Origin of the sequence: Methylotenera sp. (assembly GCF_030684185.1) — a bacterium.
Classification (GTDB): Bacteria; Pseudomonadota; Gammaproteobacteria; order Burkholderiales; family Methylophilaceae; genus Methylotenera.
The window spans coordinates 1-20,594 of record NZ_JAUXOY010000016.1; the positions used below are offsets into that span (position 1 = coordinate 1).

General features: G+C 43.8%; 19 protein-coding genes. 8 read left to right on the forward strand and 11 right to left on the reverse strand.

Going from position 1 to position 20,594, the window contains the following annotated elements; translation table 11 throughout:
• Positions 1-179 precede the first annotated feature (179 nt).
• The 3 genes from Q8J82_RS06825 to Q8J82_RS06835 form a co-directional block, all read right to left on the reverse strand.
• Positions 180-554, reverse strand: a complete 375-nt coding sequence (locus tag Q8J82_RS06825; protein WP_304892277.1) for a RidA family protein — start codon at positions 552-554, stop codon at positions 180-182.
• A gap of 71 nt (positions 555-625) precedes the next feature.
• Positions 626-1,720, reverse strand: coding sequence for an alanine racemase (gene alr / locus Q8J82_RS06830; RefSeq protein WP_304892278.1), 1,095 nt, complete (start codon positions 1,718-1,720; stop codon positions 626-628).
• Positions 1,721-1,735: 15 nt separating this feature from the next.
• Entirely contained in the window at positions 1,736-3,061 is a 1,326-nt protein-coding gene (locus Q8J82_RS06835) for a D-amino acid dehydrogenase (protein WP_305328001.1), read from the reverse strand.
• Positions 3,062-3,281: 220 nt separating this feature from the next.
• Here Q8J82_RS06835 and Q8J82_RS06840 point away from each other — a divergent pair, with 220 nt between their 5' ends.
• Positions 3,282-3,779, forward strand: a complete 498-nt coding sequence (locus Q8J82_RS06840; protein WP_304892280.1) for a winged helix-turn-helix transcriptional regulator — start codon at positions 3,282-3,284, stop codon at positions 3,777-3,779.
• Between the two features lie 119 nt (positions 3,780-3,898).
• Here Q8J82_RS06840 and Q8J82_RS06845 read toward each other — a convergent pair whose 3' ends face one another.
• From Q8J82_RS06845 to Q8J82_RS06860, 4 genes are all read right to left on the reverse strand, one after another.
• Positions 3,899-4,912 carry a GGDEF domain-containing protein gene (locus tag Q8J82_RS06845; RefSeq protein WP_304908219.1) on the reverse strand — a complete coding sequence of 338 codons (1,014 nt, stop codon included), beginning with the start codon at positions 4,910-4,912 and terminating at the stop codon, positions 3,899-3,901.
• Positions 4,913-5,179: 267 nt separating this feature from the next.
• On the reverse strand, positions 5,180-6,025 hold the full coding sequence (locus Q8J82_RS06850) for a bifunctional diguanylate cyclase/phosphodiesterase (protein ID WP_305328002.1): 846 nt from the start codon (positions 6,023-6,025) through the stop codon (positions 5,180-5,182).
• 2 nt (positions 6,026-6,027) lie between these two features.
• Positions 6,028-7,389, reverse strand: coding sequence for a diguanylate cyclase domain-containing protein (locus Q8J82_RS06855; protein ID WP_305328003.1), 1,362 nt, complete (start codon positions 7,387-7,389; stop codon positions 6,028-6,030).
• 119 nt (positions 7,390-7,508) lie between these two features.
• On the reverse strand, positions 7,509-8,057 hold the full coding sequence (locus Q8J82_RS06860) for a cupin domain-containing protein (RefSeq protein ID WP_370868111.1): 549 nt from the start codon (positions 8,055-8,057) through the stop codon (positions 7,509-7,511).
• A gap of 176 nt (positions 8,058-8,233) precedes the next feature.
• Between Q8J82_RS06860 and Q8J82_RS06865 the strand changes: the two genes are divergently transcribed.
• From Q8J82_RS06865 to Q8J82_RS06880, 4 genes are all read left to right on the forward strand, one after another.
• The gene (locus Q8J82_RS06865) at positions 8,234-9,649 is read left to right on the forward strand and encodes an aminotransferase class III-fold pyridoxal phosphate-dependent enzyme (protein WP_305328004.1); all 1,416 of its coding nucleotides are present in this window, start codon (positions 8,234-8,236) and stop codon (positions 9,647-9,649) included.
• 138 nt (positions 9,650-9,787) lie between these two features.
• Positions 9,788-11,290, forward strand: a complete 1,503-nt coding sequence (locus tag Q8J82_RS06870) for a CoA-acylating methylmalonate-semialdehyde dehydrogenase (RefSeq protein ID WP_305328005.1) — start codon at positions 9,788-9,790, stop codon at positions 11,288-11,290.
• A gap of 131 nt (positions 11,291-11,421) precedes the next feature.
• The gene (locus Q8J82_RS06875) at positions 11,422-13,884 is read left to right on the forward strand and encodes a DNA methyltransferase (protein ID WP_305328006.1); all 2,463 of its coding nucleotides are present in this window, start codon (positions 11,422-11,424) and stop codon (positions 13,882-13,884) included.
• Entirely contained in the window at positions 13,854-14,840 is a 987-nt protein-coding gene (locus Q8J82_RS06880) for a TaqI-like C-terminal specificity domain-containing protein (protein WP_305328007.1), read from the forward strand. Before Q8J82_RS06875 ends, Q8J82_RS06880 begins: the two co-directional genes overlap by 31 nt.
• A gap of 159 nt (positions 14,841-14,999) precedes the next feature.
• On the opposite strand, the gene rlmF is transcribed toward Q8J82_RS06880, so the two are convergent.
• Positions 15,000-15,995: a 23S rRNA (adenine(1618)-N(6))-methyltransferase RlmF gene (gene rlmF, locus Q8J82_RS06885; protein ID WP_305326472.1), complete on the reverse strand. Its 996-nt coding sequence runs from the start codon at positions 15,993-15,995 to the stop codon at positions 15,000-15,002.
• Between the two features lie 223 nt (positions 15,996-16,218).
• Between rlmF and Q8J82_RS06890 the strand changes: the two genes are divergently transcribed.
• The 3 genes from Q8J82_RS06890 to Q8J82_RS06900 all read left to right on the forward strand — a co-directional run bounded on the left by Q8J82_RS06890 (position 16,219) and on the right by Q8J82_RS06900 (position 18,270).
• A complete protein-coding gene (locus tag Q8J82_RS06890) occupies positions 16,219-17,433 on the forward strand; it encodes an EAL and HDOD domain-containing protein (protein ID WP_305326473.1) in 1,215 nt (404 codons plus the stop codon).
• Between the two features lie 245 nt (positions 17,434-17,678).
• Positions 17,679-17,963, forward strand: a complete 285-nt coding sequence (locus Q8J82_RS06895) for a type II toxin-antitoxin system Phd/YefM family antitoxin (protein ID WP_304891422.1) — start codon at positions 17,679-17,681, stop codon at positions 17,961-17,963.
• A gap of 7 nt (positions 17,964-17,970) precedes the next feature.
• Positions 17,971-18,270, forward strand: coding sequence for a type II toxin-antitoxin system RelE/ParE family toxin (locus tag Q8J82_RS06900; protein ID WP_305326474.1), 300 nt, complete (start codon positions 17,971-17,973; stop codon positions 18,268-18,270).
• A gap of 256 nt (positions 18,271-18,526) precedes the next feature.
• On the opposite strand, the gene Q8J82_RS06905 is transcribed toward Q8J82_RS06900, so the two are convergent.
• The 3 genes from Q8J82_RS06905 to fliQ all read right to left on the reverse strand — a co-directional run bounded on the left by Q8J82_RS06905 (position 18,527) and on the right by fliQ (position 20,562).
• Positions 18,527-19,276, reverse strand: a complete 750-nt coding sequence (locus tag Q8J82_RS06905; protein ID WP_305326475.1) for a flagellar brake protein — start codon at positions 19,274-19,276, stop codon at positions 18,527-18,529.
• A gap of 147 nt (positions 19,277-19,423) precedes the next feature.
• Positions 19,424-20,254 (reverse strand): flagellar biosynthetic protein FliR, encoded by an 831-nt coding sequence (gene fliR, locus Q8J82_RS06910; RefSeq protein ID WP_304908212.1) that lies wholly within the window; start codon positions 20,252-20,254, stop codon positions 19,424-19,426.
• A 38-nt stretch (positions 20,255-20,292) separates the two neighbouring features.
• Complete coding sequence (gene fliQ, locus Q8J82_RS06915) at positions 20,293-20,562, reverse strand: flagellar biosynthesis protein FliQ (protein ID WP_304908211.1); 270 nt, start codon at positions 20,560-20,562, stop codon at positions 20,293-20,295.
• Positions 20,563-20,594: the final 32 nt, after the last annotated feature.

Below are 20,594 nucleotides of genomic sequence, written 5' to 3' on the forward strand. Positions count from 1 at the left end.
CCTTTGCAAAAGTGTTTAGTGTGGATAAAGTACAAGGCGCACGGAACACAGAAACCGAGATAGTACGCGGTGTACAGCGAGGTTGCGAGTACCGCGCAACGCAGTAATTTGCCGCAATAAATACTTTTGCAAAGGTCTCTTTAAACTAGTGCTTTTAGTTAAGCAAAAGCCTTTAATTTTCAAGCCAGCGAAACAATCGCCTCAATTTCCACCAATACATCACGCGGTAATTTAGCCACTTGCACAGTAGAGCGCGCAGGCGTGTGGCTACCAAAAGTTTCGCCATACACCTTATTCATGTCGGCAAAATCATCCAGATTTTTTAAAAAAACGGTAGTTTTAACCACTTTGTTTAAGTTCGCACCTGCGGCTTCAATCACGGCTTTAAGATTCGCCAATACTTGTGTGGTTTGCGTAGTAATATCGCCATCATTCAGCGTGCCATCTGCTAGAAGCGGAATTTGACCGGATGTAAACAAAAAATCACCCACTACCATCGCTTGTGAATACGGGCCAATAGCGGCTGGGGCGTTAGGTGTTTGGATTACGTGCATGAGGAAACCTTTTTAAATAATAGATATTTTGAAAATTTTGTTGAAATTAATAGTGAATTATATATTGCCAACTAGATATTAGAAGCATCGAAATATTGAAAATGTGCACGTTTAACATTGCAAAATAGCTCATAAGCAATGGTACCTGCTGCTTTTGCCACATCATTGGCTGCCACCTGGTTGCCCCATAACTCAACCTGGCTACCAATACTTGCTGCTGGAATATCGGTTAAATCAACAAACAACATATCCATGGATACACGGCCTATCAAACGGGTCATTATGCCATCTACAGCCATCGGCGTCCCTGCGATGGCCGACCTTGGATAACCGTCTGCATAGCCACAAGCGACTACACCGATTATTGTATCTTTATCTGCTGTAAATATGCTGCCATAACCAACTGATTCACCCTTTTTTATATTGCGAATCGAGATGATTTTTGAAGTAAGCTGCATCACTGGTTTTAACACAGGTACTTGTGATGATTGGACGATAGGGCTGGCACCATACAACATAATGCCAGGCCGCGACCAGTCACGCTTTATCTTTTGCCAGCCAAGAATCGCAGCAGAGTTGGCTAAACTTAATTCTATACGGGCTGCTTGTTTAAGCGCATGAATAGTGTTTTGAAAAACCTCAATTTGTTGCGAAGTATGGTCTGAGCTTAAGTTATCTGCATTGGCAAAGTGACTCATTGCCACAATTTTTTTAACGTTTTTATGTCCATTCAAACGTTCATAAGCTTGTACATATTCACTTACCGACAGGCCCAGCCTATGCATTCCACTATCCATTTTTAGCCATACCTGCAATGGTTGTGCGAGTTTAGCCGACAACAAAATTTCGAGTTGCCACTGGGCATGCACTACAATCCAACAGTCGTTTGCGACAATATCAGGTAACTCATTGGCTTCAAAAAAGCCTTCCAACAGCAAAATCGGCTCAGGAATACCAGCCTCTCGCAATTGCAATGCTTCTTCTAAACATGCAACAGCAAAGCCATCAACCTCACCTTCTATTGATTTAGCGCAATGCACGGCACCATGACCGTATGCATTGGCCTTTATCACAGCAAGCGCCTTGCCGCCATGACATTGTTTGGCAACACGATAATTGTGTCTAAATGCATCTAGGCGAATGTGAGCGATTGCGGGACGAGACATGACTGTTTTATGTTTTTATATGGTCTGCTGTGTAGTGGAAGGTTTGTGAACGTTCTTATTGTAGCTAGTTACAGTATATCGACCAAGTGCAAAATCGTCACTTTGGATAGCAGGTTGATGATTAGCGACTAAATCTGCCAGCAACTGTCCTGAACCGCAAGCCATCGTCCAGCCTAGCGTACCGTGGCCAGTATTGAGCCATACGTTCTCATACATAGCAGAAGCCTTACCGATAATCGGTGTACCGTCTGGCGTCATCGGTCGCAATCCAGTCCAAAATAGCGATTGCGACACATCGCCTGCATTGGGAAACAAACTGCCAAGTACCATTTCTAAAGTCTCACGACGGCGCGGATTAAGGCTTAAATCGAAGCCCGCTAATTCTGCCATGCCACCAACACGAATGCGATTATCAAAACGGGTAATGGCGACTTTATAGGTTTCATCCATCACGGTTGAAATGGGCGCGGCATCATTGTTAATCACAGGCACGGTGAGTGAATAGCCTTTGACGGGATAGACAGGTATTTTCAAACCTAAACCCTGCATCAATTGGCGGGAGTAACTGCCAAGCGCAACCACATATTGGTCTGCATGTAACATTTCCAAACCTTCTTGTGTAGTAATTTCAACGCCGCTAAGTTTGCCATTCAAGGTCAATAAACGCTCAATCGTCGCATCTTGTCTAAATTTAACACCAAGCTTGCGCGCTTCAACGGCCAAATTGGTAGTAAATAACTGACAGTCGCCTGTTTCATCGTGCGGCAACCGTAATCCGCCTAAAAGCTGATCTTTTACCAAGGCTAATGCAGGCTCTACGCGGGCACAACCATCGGAATCAAGATGTTCAAACGGCACACCCATTCGGCTTAACACGGCAATGTCTTTCGCCTCGGCATCAAGCTGTTTTTGTGTGCGAAATACCTGCAAAGTGCCACGTGTGCGACCTTCGTAAGCAATGCCGGTATTAGTGCGTAGTTCACCCAAACAATCACGGCTATATTCGGCTAACCGCACCATGCGCTCTTTGTTGCGATCGTAGCTTGCGGAGTTGCAGTTTCTTAACAATTTAAGCGTCCACGCTAATTGCCATAACGACCAGTCTGGCTTAAGCGCGAGCGGAGAATGCCGTTGAAATATCCATTTCAACGCCTTCATAGGCACACCAGGCGCTGCCCAGGGTGCAGAATAACCAGGGGAGATTTGCCCTGCGTTAGCGAAGCTGGTTTCCAAACCAACTGCGGGTTGACGATCTATCACCGTGACCTCAAAGCCCTTTTGTGCCAAATAATATGCACTGGTTACGCCAATGACGCCCGACCCTAATACAAGCACACGCATGACGACTCTCCAAAAATATACAGGTACCAGATATACAGGTACCAGATATACAAATATTTGCCTATACAGAATACATAGATAGTTTATTTTTTAATAACACAATTATTTAACTTAATTTATAATTGTTTTTAGTAAATATCACCAATTATTATTTATTAACAGAAAAAAATAACTGAAATTTTTTTTCATAATGTTTTTTATTTTTGTCTAAGGGTGAAATATGCGTATTCGAACCCATGCCGTGCGTGAACTAGATCGTATAGATCTTAAAATACTATCAGTGCTGCAAGAAAATGCGCGCATACCCATTACCGAACTTGCGGAACGCGTCGGCCTTTCTGTCACGCCTTGTGGAGAGCGAGTAAAAACTCTTGAAAAAGAAGGAGTGATTTTGGGCTATCACGCCCGGCTTGACCCGCATGCGCTAGGATTCGGCTTACTGGTATTTGTGGAGTTAAAGCTTTCTACCAAATCTGGCGCAATTTTCAGTAAATTCAAGCAAGAAATTCTTAAATTACCAAGCGTGCTGGAATGCCATCTGGTTTCAGGTGATTTTGATTATTTAATTAAGGCGCGCATAGCGCAAATGACCGACTATCGCACACTCCTGGGTGATATTTTACTTACTCTGCCAGGTGCGCAGGAATCTAGAAGTTATATTGTGATGGAGGAAGTGAAAGAAGGTTTGGCACTTCCGCTAATTGACACAAAAGATTAATTTCAAACACCATCACAAGTGGCTCTTAATTGTACTAATTCACCTTAGTAGATAATGTACATCCACTACTAACACTGACTAATTTTAAACATTGTAGTTAAAATAATTCTAAAATAATTCTAAAATAATTCAATGTCACCTTCTTTTTTATTTTCCTGTATGGCACCTTCATCTACGAGTTGCTCATAATGACAAATTCGGTTGCGTCCATTGTTTTTGGCAAAATAGAGCGCCAAGTCTGCACGATCTATCAACTGGCTTGAAGCGTCATCCGCTAAAATTTCAGTATAGCCTGCACTTACTGTCACCTTACCGACCTGAGGAAAATTGAAATTACCAACTTTTTCCCTGAAGCGTTCTAAAATAATCGGTATATCACTTTGACTCGTACATTCAAACACACCTACAAACTCTTCTCCACCAAAGCGAAACAGCGGATCTGTAGTCCTGAACGTCTGCGTCATTAACTGAGAAAACAAAAGCAGCACTTCATCACCTATCAGGTGACCAAATTCATCATTCACCCTTTTGAAATGATCAATATCGAAAATCGCCAGATAATGAAACAGCTTTGCTTCATCCTCTTTACGCGCATTCGTTAAACGCATCCGCGCCAAAACCTTATTAATTTTCTTCTCGAAAGTTTTACGATTAAGCAGCCCTGTTAGCGTATCACGCTCATTGTCATTGATAAGCCCGGTAAAGTTTTGGTAAATCTGCAGCAGTTTGGTAAAGTTTTCATGTGACTGAGGATCACATACAAAATTCTCGATGCCTATAATCGCCACAGTATGGCCTGCCGCATTTTTTAAAGGGTACAGTGCCGCGCTAGGCTCTCCCTCTTGGGCATAAGTACTATACCCGCCAGACTTAAATATCTCGATAAGCTTCTGTGTCAACCTTGGGGAAAGCGCATCTTTTTTTAATGGCTTACCAATAACAATGTCAGGAGGAAGCTGCTTTCTCACATCCTCAACACGATAAACTGACACTGATTTATCACCCTCGGCATTATAAGGTGCAATTAAATCAAACAGTGTTTGCGCCAATAAAAGCTCAATCGCCACCACATCGCGCTCGTATGTGAGTGCGATGAGTTTATCTAAAATTAAATGTGTATTGGCTGTATGCAAGAAATTAGGCTGGTAGGCGCATATAAATGTTATTTAAAAAAAATGGGGTTCAGGTCATTCATGGGATTTAAGTCATACAAATGTCATAAAGCTTAAAGTCTATATGAAATATCATTCTGCAATCGAATAATTTAGCGCAAATATATGGCGTAATTCAAAACTTACTTCTTAACGGCAGCGTGACAATGAGCAAACTCTGAACTATCCTATCGCTGACACGACGATAGCACTCAAGGCATCAAAAGTGATTGTGGAAAAATGTAATGACTAAAGCTTAATTGTTTTATTAAAGAAAGACTCTACCTGACTATGCGAAACTGGCTTACTGACTAAATAACCCTGTATCTCATCACAACCTAAATTCCTTAAAAACGCCAACTGCTCTTTTGTTTCTATCCCTTCACTGACAACACGTAATTTTAAAGCGTGTGCCAGATTTATAATCGCGGTCACGATTTCTGCATCATCGTTATTGGTCAGAACGTCATTAATAAAGCTTTTGTCAATTTTAACGGCATCAATCGGCAAGCGCCTTAACTGACCTAAATTTGAGTGCCCCGTCCCGAAGTCATCAATATACAGGTGAAGATTAAGCGCTCGCATTTCAGCAAGAATTTCCATGGTCATCTCCGGGTCATCCATCGTTGCGCTTTCAGTAATCTCAACGTTCAGCATGGAAGGATTCATTCTCGTCATTTTGATGATCTCAAGAATATCCCCTATCAAAGATAAATCACTGAATTGCCGAGGTGAAATATTAACGGCAACAGCTGGCGGATTGAGTCCGGCCTCATGCCATCTAACCCATTGCTCACATGCTTCACGAATCACAAATCGGCCAATCGGCACAATCAATCCTGTTTCCTCAGCAATCGGGATGAATTTATCAGGGCTGGTCAGCACGCCCGTATTAGTTAACCAGCGTACCAGCGCCTCCAAACCGACTACCTGATTAGTGCGCAAATCCACTTTGGGCTGATACATCAGCAGAAGTTCGCCTTTCTCAAGCGCCTGTCTTAGTCCGTTTTCAATTTGTAATTGCTCATGCGCTAAAACGTTCATTTCCTCACTAAAGTACTCAAAACCACTACGTTTGCTTTTGGCTTGGTACATGGCTAAGTCCGCCTGCCTGAGCAGCGCATTGGCATCTGTGGCATCGTTGGGTAAACACTAATGCCGATACTTGCACCAACGCTATAGCGTCTACCATCGAGTTCAAATGGCTGAGAAACGATACCGATGATTTTTCTGGCAAGGTTACTTGCGGCGTTATTGATGGGTGGGTGGGTATACACTACGGCAAATTCGTCACCCCCTAACCGCGCCACAAAATCATCTGCACGTAGGATGTCATTTAAACGAGTCGCGATAATTTTAAGCACTGCGTCACCAATCTCGTGACCTTCTGAATCATTGATTTTCTTAAACCGATCCAGGTCGATAAACAATAGATAGACCTGCTGTTTTTGTCTCTGCGCCTGCGCCAGACTATGCGTTAAAAAATCCTGGAAATAAGTGCGGTTTGGCAAAGCTGTTAACGGGTCATGATTGGCCAGCTTATTAAGTTTGACCTCTGCATAGTGACGTTCTGAAAATGCCGAAGCAACGAATAAACCACCCAAAGCCATTGGTACAAGTCCAATTTTTATGGTGAATACCGCTTGTGCATACAACTCGGTGTTAATTTGGTCATATTTATACACAACTGCGATGAAGGCGATGATGGCCGCCAGAAAAATCGCAGCATGCGTCACAATAGTCTTAAACCTAAGTGCTGCGAGTAAAACAAAGGATAACAAAACAAAAATGATGATTTCTGACGAACCCAACAATTGGCCGTATTGGATTGTCAGCCAGGAAACGACGCACATACCAACAAAAATAACCGCTGCTTCAATTTTATCCTGCGCTGAAAAGTATAGCTTTTGATATGAAAGCAAAGAAAGTAACAGAGGCAATGTAAGATACGCGACTAACAATTCATTAAACCACCATGACATCATGCTTTGGGTAATATTATCCCAAGTGACAAAGCCAAAAGCCTGCATACTTACAATTGAGATGATGGTGTGCGCAATGCTAGCTAAAGGTGCCGCAATAAACGCAAAAATAGTCACCATTGACACTTGATTGATGGTTACAACAGATGGATGGAATAGCCTAAATAAGTAGCGAAATATTAGTGCGCAGACACCGACACCGACGGCAAGCGTTAATGCGATATCCCAAGGCATTTTTAGCAGATGGAATAAAAATGAGCCCATGACAGCACCCAGGACGCCAGCCCATCCGTATCTTATAGTCACCGCAGCGGCCAGTGCGATAGCCGGCAACTCAAAAAATGCAATCGCATCAATATAAGGTGCCAGATAAGTACCGAAGTAAGCCACAACCAGGTAAATAAAGCCTATAACCGCAGCCTTAGTTAGAAAAGGCTTTACTTGCTTAACTGCTGCAATGCTGGCTTTTAATTCCATCTACTGGCACTCATTTTCATCAACTTGCATAATAAAACCCATTCTAGCGCATTGTGCTTATAAAGCAAAAACGAAACCCAGCTTAGCTTCTGACTTAATATAGTGTTAACTGCTAACATTTAAAACGTAGGCGGACTGCACGAACTCACTAATGTGCAAACTTGCGAGCCTGCGTTACGAAAGCGATGCGGCTCACTACTATTAAAATAATAAGCATCGCCCACACCCAATACCCGCGTCGACTCACCCACCGTAACCTCCAACCTGCCCGAAAGTATCACTCCACCCTCTTCACCTTCATGTTGCAGCATAATCAAACCAGTATCAGCGCCTACCTCATACGTTTCATAAAGAATTTGCAAGACATGGCCAGATTTTGCAGAACCAATTTGACGGTATGAAATACCCTCACCACCGCTAATCTCTGTCAGTTCCTGCGCACGGTAAAACACTTCGCTTTTCATATTGGGCAATTCGTCAGAAAAAAATTCAGCAAGCGTCATGGGAATGCCTGCCAATATACGCTTGAGTGCACTGACCGACGGACTGGTATTGCCTGACTCAATCAGTGAAATCGTGGCGTTAGCTACGCCCGCTTTTTTTGCCAAAGCGCGTTGCGATAATTGATGCCGTAGCCGAACCAACTTTAATCTTAACCCTACGTCTATATCCATCATGTAACTTTAGCGTGTTTAAAGTGTTAAATATACAATAACAATGATTAAATTAACACTCATTAAATCAACAGGTTAAAAATTTAAAAAACCATTGTTGACACATTATTCTAAACACCTGAATATATTGCGAGTAATTAAAGCATTAGCAATCGATTTAGGAATCCATAATGTCTCAAAATAAGCCTGTCCAATTGCCAAATATGTCGAATTACTGGATGCCCTTTACAGCTAATCGGCAGTTTAAGGCCATGCCCAGATTATTTAAAGCAGCTAAAGGCAATTACTATACCTCAATAGATGACAGGCAGATTCTTGATGGCACTGCTGGCTTGTGGTGCGTACCTGCGGGTCACGCACGTGCGGAAATTGCCACGGCAGTGGGCCAGCAATTGCTGACACTAGACTACGCACCTGCTTTTCAATCAAGCCACCCATTGGCATTTGAAACCGCAGAGCGTTTGGCAGAATACATGCCCGCAGGACTAGACCGCATATTTTTCACTAACTCAGGTTCAGAATCAGCTGACACCGCACTTAAAATAGCTTTGGCTTACCACCGTGTAACTGGCAACCCGCTACGCAATAAACTGATTGGTCGTGAGCGTGGCTATCACGGTGTAAATTTTGGCGGTATTGCAGTAGGCGGCATTGCAGGCAATCGCAAAGCTTTTGGTAATGGTTTAGCTGGTGTCGATCATATTCGCCATCCGCTAGATATTGCCAACAATGCGTTTACCAAAGGCATACCCGAAGATGGCGGCGTTGCACTGGCAAATGAGTTTGAACAGCGCATCATGACATTGCATGACCCTTTCACTATTGCCGCGTTGATTGTAGAACCCATGCAAGGCTCAGCAGGTGTGATTGTGCCGCCTGCGGGCTACTTAAAGCGTTTGCGCGAAATTTGCAATAAACATGGAATTCTGCTGATATTTGATGAAGTCATTACTGGATTTGGTCGCCTTGGCACCAAGTTTGGCGCAGATTATTTTGATGTCATCCCTGACATTTTGACGTGTGCAAAAGGCCTCACCAATGGCGTCGTACCAATGGGGGCGGTAGCCGTTAAACGAGAAATTTATGATGCCTTTATGGAAAAATCAGCCGCAGGCGCTATTGAACTGCCACATGGCTACACCTATAGCGCGATTCCGATTGCTTGTGCAGCAGCCATTGCCACGCTGGACATTTTTGCAACCGAAAAACTGGAAGACCGGGCAAATGGGTTAAGTCACTATTTTGAATCTGCAGCGCACTCACTTAAAGGCTTGCCGATGATAAAAGATATTCGCAACATCGGCTTGGTAGCAGGCATCGAGTTTGAAGCGACAACTAATCGGACCGGTGCTTTTGCCTTTGCGGTATATCTTAAATGTTATGAGTTAGGGCTTCACGTGCGCTATACAGGCGACATTATTGCCGTTTCACCGCCACTGACTATAGAAAAACATGAAATAGACCGCATTTTTAACACACTAAGTGATGCAATTAAATACGTTGCCAGCCAGGGTGAAGCGGGTTTGAATACAAACAATTATCTTAAAAATGAGCAGGCTTGGGCGGCACATCAACAACCAACCTAAACTTAATCACTTGATGTAGGAGCGCAATTTATTGCGCGAACAGCAAGCTACTTTTACTGCTACATTCGCGCAATAAATTGCGCTCCTACAATAAACCAATTAAATAAACCAATAAATTAAGATTATGGAGCAATCAAAATGAGCAATAAGATTATCGGCCATTATATTAACGGTCAGCACATTGCGGGCACTAGCGGTAGATTTAGCGACGTATACAACCCTGCCACTGGTGAAGTGCAAGCGCAGCTTTGCAATGCCACGGCTCAAGAAACTGAAGCCGCTATCAGTGCTGCACAAGCCGCCTTCCCCGCTTGGTCTTCAATGCCGGCTTTACGTCGGGCGCGCATTATGTTCAGGTTCAAAACCTTGCTGGATGAACATGCGAATGATTTAGCTAAAGCCATTTCACTTGAACACGGCAAAACCATCAGTGACGCGCGTGGCGAAGTGACGCGCGGCATCGAAGTTGTTGAATTTTCCTGCGGCATGCCGTATCTGATGAAAGGCGACTATAACGACCAGGTAGGCACTGGCATTGATACCTACAGCATGCACCAACCGCTAGGCGTGGTGGCGGGCATTACTCCGTTTAATTTCCCTATCATGGTGCCGCTTTGGATGATTCCCATGGCATTGGCCACAGGCAATACCTTTGTGCTTAAACCTTCAGAAAAAACACCAAGCGCGAGTTTGATGATTGCAGATTTACTGGCAGAAGCTGGCCTGCCTGCTGGCGTATTTAACCTGATAAATGGTGATAAAGAAGTCGTAGACGTGTTGCTATCAGATAAACGTATTCAGGCAATCAGTTTTGTAGGTTCAACACCTGTCGCTGAATATATTTACAGCACGGGCAGCAAAAACGGCAAGCGTGTACAAGCACTTGGCGGTGCTAAAAATCATTTAGTGGTGATGCCTGATGCAGATTTAGACCAAGTGGCTGACGCCTTGATTGGCGCAGGTTACGGCTCTGCTGGTGAGCGCTGTATGGCGATTTCAGTTGCAGTGACCGTGGGCGATGTTGCGGATAAATTAGTTGAAAAATTAACAGAAAAAGTAAAAACCATCACCATAGATCAAGGCCTGAATGAAAAAGCCGACATGGGCCCGTTAGTCACACCGCAACACTTTTCCAAGGTAAAAGAATATGTAGATTTAGGCGTAGCTGAAGGCGCAAAACTGGTGATTGATGGTCGCGATTACCGCCAAAAATCGTTTGAAAAAGGCTTCTTTTTAGGGCCATGCCTGTTTGACCATGTCACCAAAGAGATGCGCATTTACAAAGAAGAGATTTTTGGCCCGGTATTATCAGTAGTACGTGCAGAAACTTTTGAAGCAGCACTGCAACTAGTCAATGACCATGAATTTGGTAACGGTGCGGCTATTTTCACGCGTGATGGCGAAGTTGCGCGAGAGTTTACCAGCCGCGTACAAGCCGGCATGGTCGGCGTGAACGTTGCCATTCCTGTACCCATCGCGTTCCATAGTTTTGGCGGCTGGAAACGCTCACTGTTTGGCGACCATCACATCTACGGCACCGAAGGCATGCGTTTTTATACCCGTTTAAAAACCACCACTTCACGCTGGCCTGCCAGCAACAAAACCATAGGTTCTGAATTCGTCATGCCTACTATGAAATAGAAGCAACAAAATTGCTGCCTTGTTATTAAAGGAATCGCGTGCTGAGGCAGGCGCCAGAAGTGTGATTGCCTTCCTCAGCCTGCCCCTGTGCTATATTAGCGACTAACTCTGCATCAAAGATTAACGGATCAATGGCAAAACTTTTTCATCAAACACTCTTTAACCAAAAGTTAGTGGCTAAACACCAGGCCACCACGCCTACACCGCCCGCGCACAAGGCTTTGCTGCACGACTGGGCAAGCACAATTGCCAATCAAAGCATCACCAAACAAAAAGAGCAAGCCATACGCAGCAGCTTTATTCAAACGTTTTTTATTCAGATTTTGGGTTACACGCCATTTGGTGCGGGTAACGCGCAAACCATACAGGAAGAGCAAAATGCAGGCGCAGGCAGTGCCGATGCCGCTTTAGGCTTTTTTAGCCATGACGCTAAAAAGATTATCAGCGTGGTTGAACTCAAAGGCGCCGACACCCGCGATTTAGACGCCATTATGCCTGGGCGGCACAAAAGCCCTGTCACCCAAGCGTGGGAATACGCCATGGATACGTCGGGTTGCCAGTTTGTGCTGGTTTCCAACATGGTAGAAATTCGGCTTTACGCCGTAGGCCATACCCGTTTATTGTTTGAGAGCTTTGATATACGCACCATTGCTGATTCTGACGCTGAATACCAACGCTTTATGTTGTTACTCGCTGCACCCAATCTATTGCAAGGTCAAACCGCCAATTTACTTAAAGACAGCGCGGCAGCAGACAAAGCCATTACCCAACAACTGTACCAGGATTATCGTGGGTGGCGTTTACAGCTCATTATTGCGCTCGCCCAACACAACGCCCACATTGGTATGGTTGAAGTGATTGAATACGCGCAAACCATATTAGATCGTATTATATTTATCGCCTTTGCTGAAGACCGCGAGTTGCTGCCTGCGCATACGCTCAAAAGTGCTTTTGAACACCGCGACCCTTACAACCCGCTGCCGATTTGGCACAACTTTAAAGGCTTATTTTTAGCCATAGATAAAGGCAATGCCACGCTCAACATTCCCGCTTATAACGGCGGGCTGTTTCGTGCTGACCCGATTATTGATGCGCTCATCGTGCCGGACGAAACTTGCAGGTTCTTTAAAAAACTGGGTGAATACGATTTTGCCTCTGAAGTCAGCGTCAGCGTACTCGGGCATATTTTTGAGCAATCCATTTCAGACTTGGAATCGCTCACGGAGTTAGTTGGGCAAGATAACTTTCAGCTAGAAAGCTTAAAACAACAAACACAACAATCCAGCACCAGCGTCACTGGCAAGCGCAAACAAGAAGGCGTTATTTACACGCCTGACGAGATTACCGCCTTTATTGTAGAACACACGCTAGGCGCTTACATTGAAAAAAATCGCGCAAAAATACAGCAAGCTTATTTGGCCGACACCAGCACCGCTGACAATATCATCTACCGCAAACCCACCGCTCTTGAGAAAAAAACCAGCACCGCCAGAGATAAAGACAAAGATACTAACCGCATCACCGAATTACTGTTTTGCAACGCCTGGCGCGATGCCTTGAGCGCCATTAAAGTGCTAGACCCCGCCTGTGGCTCTGGCGCATTTTTAGTAGCCGCGTATGATTTGCTTAATTTGGAATACCGCCAAATTAACGAGCAAATACAAGCCATTACCGGCAGCTTTGGCTTATTTGATATTAACCACGAAATTTTAAACAGCAATTTATTTGGCGTAGACTTAAACCCGGAATCCATTGAAATCAGCAAACTTTCATTATGGTTAAAAACCGCACAGCGCGGCAAGCCCTTGCAAAGTTTAGAAACCAATCTGCGTGTAGGCAACAGCCTGATTAACGAAGCCGGTGCTGAATTCTCACCCCGCGCATTTGACTGGCAAGGGGCTTTTCCGCAGGTGTTTGGTGCGGGCGGTTTTGATGTGGTGCTTGGCAACCCGCCCTATGTGCGACAAGAGCGTTTTAGCAGCACCAAACCTTACTTGCAAAGCCATTATCAGGTGTATCACGGCATGGCAGACCTCTACAGCTATTTTTATGAGCTAGGCGTGCGCCTGCTCAAACCCAATGGCATGTTAGGTTATATTTCATCCAGCACTTTCTTCAAAACCGGTTCTGGCGCGCCATTGCGACAGTTTTTAGCGCAACAAACATCGCTGAATGTGTTGGTCGATTTTGGCGATATTCAAGTATTTGAAGGCGTGACTACTTACCCTGCCATCGTCATTTTAAGCAAAACCGTACCCACAGAAAATCATCAGATTCAAACACTCAACCTTAAAACCATGCCCGAACAAGGCGTGAGTGCCGCTTTTGAACAACAAGCCGTTTTAATGCCGCAAACGCAGCTGGGCGGCAATATCGCTGCCGCAACTATAGAGGGGCAATCCGATGTAGGAGCGGTCTTTGACCGCGAAAAAATAGCAGCACTCGCCAACATTGCATTCGCGGCGGAACGCCGCTCCTACCCACAAGCAAGCTGGCAATTAGAAAGCGGCGCGCAAGCCGCCCTGCGCCACAAACTCACGCACGGTTACGCTACACTGAAGAAGTGTATGGCTCGCCTTATCGTGGCGTTTTAACAGGCTTAAACGAAGCCTTTGTTATCGACGGCGCCACTAAACAAAGATTGATGGCGCAAGACGCAAAATCAGCCGACTTACTCAAACCGTTTTTAGAAGGCAAAGACCTGAAAAAATGGCGCGTAGAGCCGCGTGATTTGTGGTTGATTTTATGCGCCAAAGGCTGGACGCGCGCCCGAAGCGGCTTTGCAGATGAACCGCAAGCGTGGGCGTGGCTACAAAGCCATTACCCAGCCATTGCCGCTTATTTAGCGCCCTTTGCCGAAGCCGCGAAAAAGCGCACCGATAAAGGCGAGTTCTGGTGGGAGTTAAGGGCGTGTGCTTATTTTGATATTTTTGAAAAACACAAATTGATTTACCCTGAAATTTCTCAAGGCTCTAAATTTATAATTGAAAAATCTAGATTGTATGGAAATAAAACAGTTTATTCTTTACCAAGTTTTGATTGGTTTTTAGCTGGGTTATTAAATTCAAAAATTATTTGGCATTATCTCTCTGATGTTTGTTCGGCATTGAGAGGTGGAGAATGGCGCTTGATGCTACAAACTATTTACATAGAAACCCTACCCATCCCCAACGCCAGCCCCGAACAACGCACCCACATCGCGCAACTGGCAGAAAGCTGCCAAACGGCGGCAGAGGCGCGGCGCAATGCAGAAATCGCTTTTACAAGGCGCATCCCCGACCTGGCTGGCACAAGCCAAGTTAAACTCAGCACCAAACTGCAACAATGGTGGCTGCTCGACTTTGCAGGCTTTCGCGCTGAAATTCTTAAAAACTTCAAAGCCGAAATTCCGTTAAAAGACCGTAACGACTGGCAAGATTTATTCACCCAACAGCAAAGCCTTATTCGCGAATTAAGCCAACACATTCAACTGGCCGAACAACAACTCAACCGCGCTGTGTATACCTTGTTTGGCCTGGATGAAGCAGAAATCGCCCTGATTGAAATGTAGGAGCGACGTCTCGTCGCGATTGCGCTATTGCTTCGCGACGAGACGTCGCTCCTACAGAAAACCGAGGTATGCTGCCATTATTTTGAGGATTAGCTATAACGATCAACGCATTCGCGATCTCAAAGATCGCCCCTACACTTGCTGAATCATCCTAAACCTTTACCAGCGGCTATTGCGCCAAGCCAGCCGCTGGTTTGCATCAAGAAAAGTCCATGCAACAAGTCGGCTTTTCTTTTGCCCCTGCGCCATTTCAATGGTTTTCACTTCAAGCGCATTCACCTTTTTAAGTGCGCGGTAAACGCTCGGTAAGCTAGCAGCTTTTGAGATTAAGCTGGTAAACCATAAGCACTGATTTGCAATCTGTTTACTCTCGTTCACCATACGATTTACAAATGCCTCTTCACCGCCAGCGCAATATAACTCTGCACCTTGACCACCAAAATTAAGCGCTACTGACTGAGATTTAGTGCCTTTTTTTTCAAAATTCCTGCTTGTATTTTTACCCAAGCCTTGCCACTTACGTTGCGAACCAGCCTGTGCATCCTCTAAAGAGGCATGAAAAGGTGGGTTACACATCGTTAAGTCAAAAATTTCGTCATGCTTAACAACCCCTTTGAAGATGGCGGTTGGCGATGCTTGCTGGCGCAACTCAATGACCTCTGACTTGCCAATATTGACATCTAAAACATATTGCGCATTTTTCAGTGCAATAGCGTCTATATCTGCCCCTACAAAGCGCCAGCCATATTCATGATTGCCAATCAGAGGATAAACACAATTTGCACCTACGCCAATATCAAGCACCCGCACAGACTCACCCACAGGAATGACGCCACCATTATTGCCTGCCAGCAAATCTGCAATATAGTGCAGGTAATCTGCCCGGCCTGGAATAGGCGGACAAAGAAACTGCGCAGGAATATCCCATTCAGCAATATCGTAAAATTGTTTCAATAAAGCCCGGTTTAGTGCCTTAACGGCTTGCGGATTAGAAAAATCAATAGAGGCGTCCTGAAAGGCGTTCAGTTTCACAAATTGAGCAAGTGCAGGATTAGTCTGAATCAGCTGTTCAAAATCGTATCGGCTTCTGTGCTTGTTTCGAGGGTGTAGCCCAGATTTTATCATTTCAGAATTTACCATTGTGTTGGTCGTCATGGTGTTGGTCACTATGGTACTGGTCGTTATGTTTAAAAATATGGCAAGTAGCATAGCATTGATTATGAATACTGATCACGATGAAAAGCCTGAATAAAGCAGATTAATCCGCTTTATTCATCGAAGTGATTTGTTTGAACACACGATATTATTTGCAAATGAATAAGTGATTTGGCATTAACTTTATTTAAATCGTCTAAAAGTAAATTTGAGAGTATAAAAAATGGAAGATCAAGCATATATCGGGCGCCAGCCTATTATGGATGAAAAGCAGCAAATCATTGGTTATGAGCTTTTCTTCAGGCACAGTGCCGATGCTGAAAGCGCCGTGTTTGAAGACGAATTCAAGGCGTATTCCAGCGTGCTGATGAACACGATAGGCGGCGTAGATATACAATGGTTACTCGGTGATAAGCTGGCTTTCATTAATGTGAATGAAGCTATGCTGAAAAGTGAATTCATCGAGCTAATGCCACCACAGCGTACCGTGCTTGAGGTTTTAAGAAGCATTAACCCTAGTGCAGAAACTGTAGAACGCTGCCAAAGTCTGCGTGAACAAGGCTACAAAATTGCACTGGATAACCCGCAATTAAGCACAGAAGCATCACCTTTATTGCAATGCGCTGACTACATTAAAATTGATATTCAAAGCCTTAACTCTGCCGAGTTACAAAATACTTTTACACAACTTCATGTGCCTTCGGTAAAAATGATTGCGGAGAAAGTTGAAACAGACCAACAATTTGAAGATTGCAAAAGAATTGGCTTTCGCTTGTTTCAGGGCTTTCATTTTGCGCGTCCTGAAACATTTACCGCTAAAGTCATCAATGCGTCTTTTGATAGCGTTTTGAATATTCTGAACACTGTTAGCCAGGATGCTGAAATAAACGTGATTGAAGCAGGTTTTAAAAAAGACACCGCTTTATCATTCAAGTTATTGCGTTACATCAACTCTGTAGGTTTTGGGCTCTCATTCGAAATCCAATCCATCAATCATGCGCTGACGATTCTAGGTAGAAAGCAGCTATACCGCTGGCTGACTTTACTCATGGTCACTGCTGGAGAAAACTCCACACCACCGGCACTCATGAAAACATCTATCACCCGTGGCAGATTAACCGAGTTATTGGGCGAAACTTATTTTGAAAAACACGACCGCGACAACCTGTTTATTGTCGGCGTGTTTTCATTGCTAGATGCCATATTAAAAATGCCGATGGACAAGGTGCTGGATAAAATTCAACTGCCAGAAACAGTCACCGAAGCACTACTCACGCGAGAAGGCATTTACGGCCCGTTCTTACAATTGACCGAAGCCTGCGAAGATGCAAATAGTGAGAAAATTCTTGAATTAGCTGAGTTGCTGCAATTTGATGCTAACAAAGTCAATGAATGCCATATCTCAGCATTGGCATGGGTTGAAACACTAGGTATTTAGTAGCAGGTATTTAATTTACATCTTGCTTGCCGCAGTAAATGTAGCCTGTATGAAATACAGGAAAGCCATTAATTAACAATAACAAATTCACGCCACGTAAGGAATATTGCCCCCGTATTGCATACGGGCTACGCCGACTACTTTTTAGTGCTTATCAGTTGGTCCTATGGATTGATTTGAGTTGTACTATCGCAAAAAAAAGTATATTATTTAGCATGTTATTTGGTATTTATTTAAGGTAAATAATGGAACACTTACTCGCAAACCGCTCGATTAGCATTTCCGAACTCAAACGAAGTCCTAGTGCAGCTTTGGCTCTAGCTAACAATGAACCACTCGCTGTACTTAATCATAATAAGCCAGCGGCTTACTTAGTTACGCCACAGTTCTACCAAAAGTTGCTTGAGCGGTTTGAGGCTAGTGAAATTAGGTTTGCAATTGCTGAAAGTCGTGCCGACTCCCGTCCCGCTATTGCTGCAGATAAAGTATTTGAAGAGCTTGAAACTAGCATTAGTCAATATTCACGATAACTCCCTCATGCTAGAACTCCGATTTACGGCATTTGCACGTGATGATTTACTGCAAATATTACAATTTATTGCCCTTGACAATCCTAAGCGAGCACAAAGTTTTGTGGCAGAGTTGCGTCAACAGTGCCAATTACTGGCGCAATTTCCAAATATGGGGGTGGCTAAGCCTGAATATGCTGATAGAATACACATGCTAGCTTATCAACGTTATTTGATTTTCTTTTCCGTTCAAGAAAGTAAATCTGTGTTGATTGAACGCGTATTACACAGTGCTAGAAACATTAGTGATATTTTATTGATTAAATAACTTAGTCTGCAATCCTCATTAGCAAATAATAATGGTCCCACCCCTATTATTCTTAAGTAGCGCGACAATTACGCAACGTAACAGTAAAAAGTAAGTTGCTCCAGAAATGACATTTCGACGATAACGTACCATCGCAAAATTATATATCACCCATGATATACATTACGCGTATTGATGTAGCAGGTATTTAATCGGGCAGTTCGATATTCATTAGGCAGTTAATAGGCCGCCATAAGCTAGCCTACTAACGGCCTAATTACATTTTGCTTGCTACCGCCATCACCTGGCGTTCTAAGTTATAGGTGTAGCGATTGATTAAGCCCTCATTGCCACGTGAAGGCTCTATATACTGAAGGCCTATGCGATGTTTAATCACGCCGTCTTTCAACGTTACTTTAGTAATATTTCTCACTTGTAAGGTTAGGCTGGTTTCCCCAACTTCAGGGAAGCTAATTTTGCATTGGTTAAAACTTGCGCCTATCACTAAACGCGAATCTAATGGATCTGCGGAAATCACCCCGATACCGCCAAGGCTTACATCTACTAAAGTAAGCTCAAGCGTTCTGTCGACTGGATTAGCTTCATCACTAACAGGAATTAAACAAGGTACAGGGTTGACGATGGGGGTTGCAAGACGAAAAAATTCCCTGCGCTGCAAACGCATTAATGTTTGTGGTAAGGCAATCTTAATCGCCTTGCCATCCTTAAGTGTGGCTAATGAAATGCTTGTACTGGTCCATTTGATTCTAATACCGTCATCTTTAGAAAAAACCACTTGATGACTCGCTAACAACCGACTGTTAAAGGCATCATCAAGGCCAATATCCAAATAAACCGAATGGTTTTTCACATCCACTGAAATGATATTGGTAAGACAAACATCATGATTAAACGATACCTTTAGCATCTCATGATGTTTAGACAGATCAGTGAGAATCTGAATAATTTCTTTAAGGTTGCGAACAATAAATTGCTCTTCATCCGGGTTATGTGCAGCGTGTTCCATGAACGTCCTATCAAACTTTAATCTGTAATAATTTACCAAGACCTTTGTATCAATGCTTCTTTTGTATAAATATTTTATTAAATCTCAAAACGATTAACTTTAAAACCACCAACCTTAAAACCACCCACCTTAAAACCACCAACGCTATCATTTGCCTGATGCTGCCGATTCTGAAACAGGTAACGTGGAATTAGGTACAGCTGAATTAGGCACAGCTACTTGGGCCATATTACTAGCGCCTTTCTCGATAAAATTTTCAATCGGCTTCAACATCCCTGGCAACGATAATGCTAAAACAAGAAAACCTATACTTAATGTGATAGGAAAGCCAATACCAAACATATTGAGCTGTGGCGCTGTTTTAGTCAGTATGCCTAACGCCATATTGGTTATCAACAAGGCCGCCACTGCCGGCAATGCCAATAGCAGGCCAACGCTAAATATTGTTTCACCCCACATGGCTATTTTCATAGGGTCGATACCACTTCCGCCCAGTGCAATGGGCATCGTGATAAAACTATTCGCCACCGCTGTCACTATCAACAAATGACCATCCAGGCTTAAGAAAATAAGCATCGCTAGTATTACCAGAAACTGATTCAAAGCTGTGCTTTGCCCTCGAGTCTGCGGATCAAAAAAACTGGCAAAGCCAATACCCATCGACATGCCTATCAACTGCCCTGCCAAATCAACCGCTGCAAATACCAGACGCATACTAAAACCTATCGCCAGCCCAATAATAAGCTGTTGTACTAAGATGAGCAGGCCTTGAAAGGAAAATATCTCAAATTGAGGTAAGGGTGGCAACGTAGGCACAATGATTAACGTGAGCATAATACCCAAGCCCAGCTTGACCCGTTGCGGGATAGATTTATGACTGAATATGGGTGCCGCAGCAATCACACCGAGGATTCTGGTCAAAGGCCAAAGCAGGCTGATAATCCAGGTTTGCAGAAGATCGCTGCTGATTGATACCATTTTTAAACCTTTGCAATCTGCTCAACAAGTCTAAACGTTTAATTAGCCATCGCAGGGATATTGGTAAAAACCAAGTGCATATAATCCACCATAGTGGTCAGCATCCATTGCCCGGCAAACATCAGTGTTCCAAACACACCGACCAACTTCGGAATAAATGACAATGTAGCTTCGTTAATCTGCGTGGCTGCCTGAAAAATACTCACTAACAATCCAATAGTGAGTACCACTAACAAAATAGGTGCGGCGACGAGCAAAGTGATTTCCATCGCATCTCTACCTAATGTCATCACGCTTTCTGGGGTCATTTTATAATTCCTTAAAAATTACTATTCGAGAT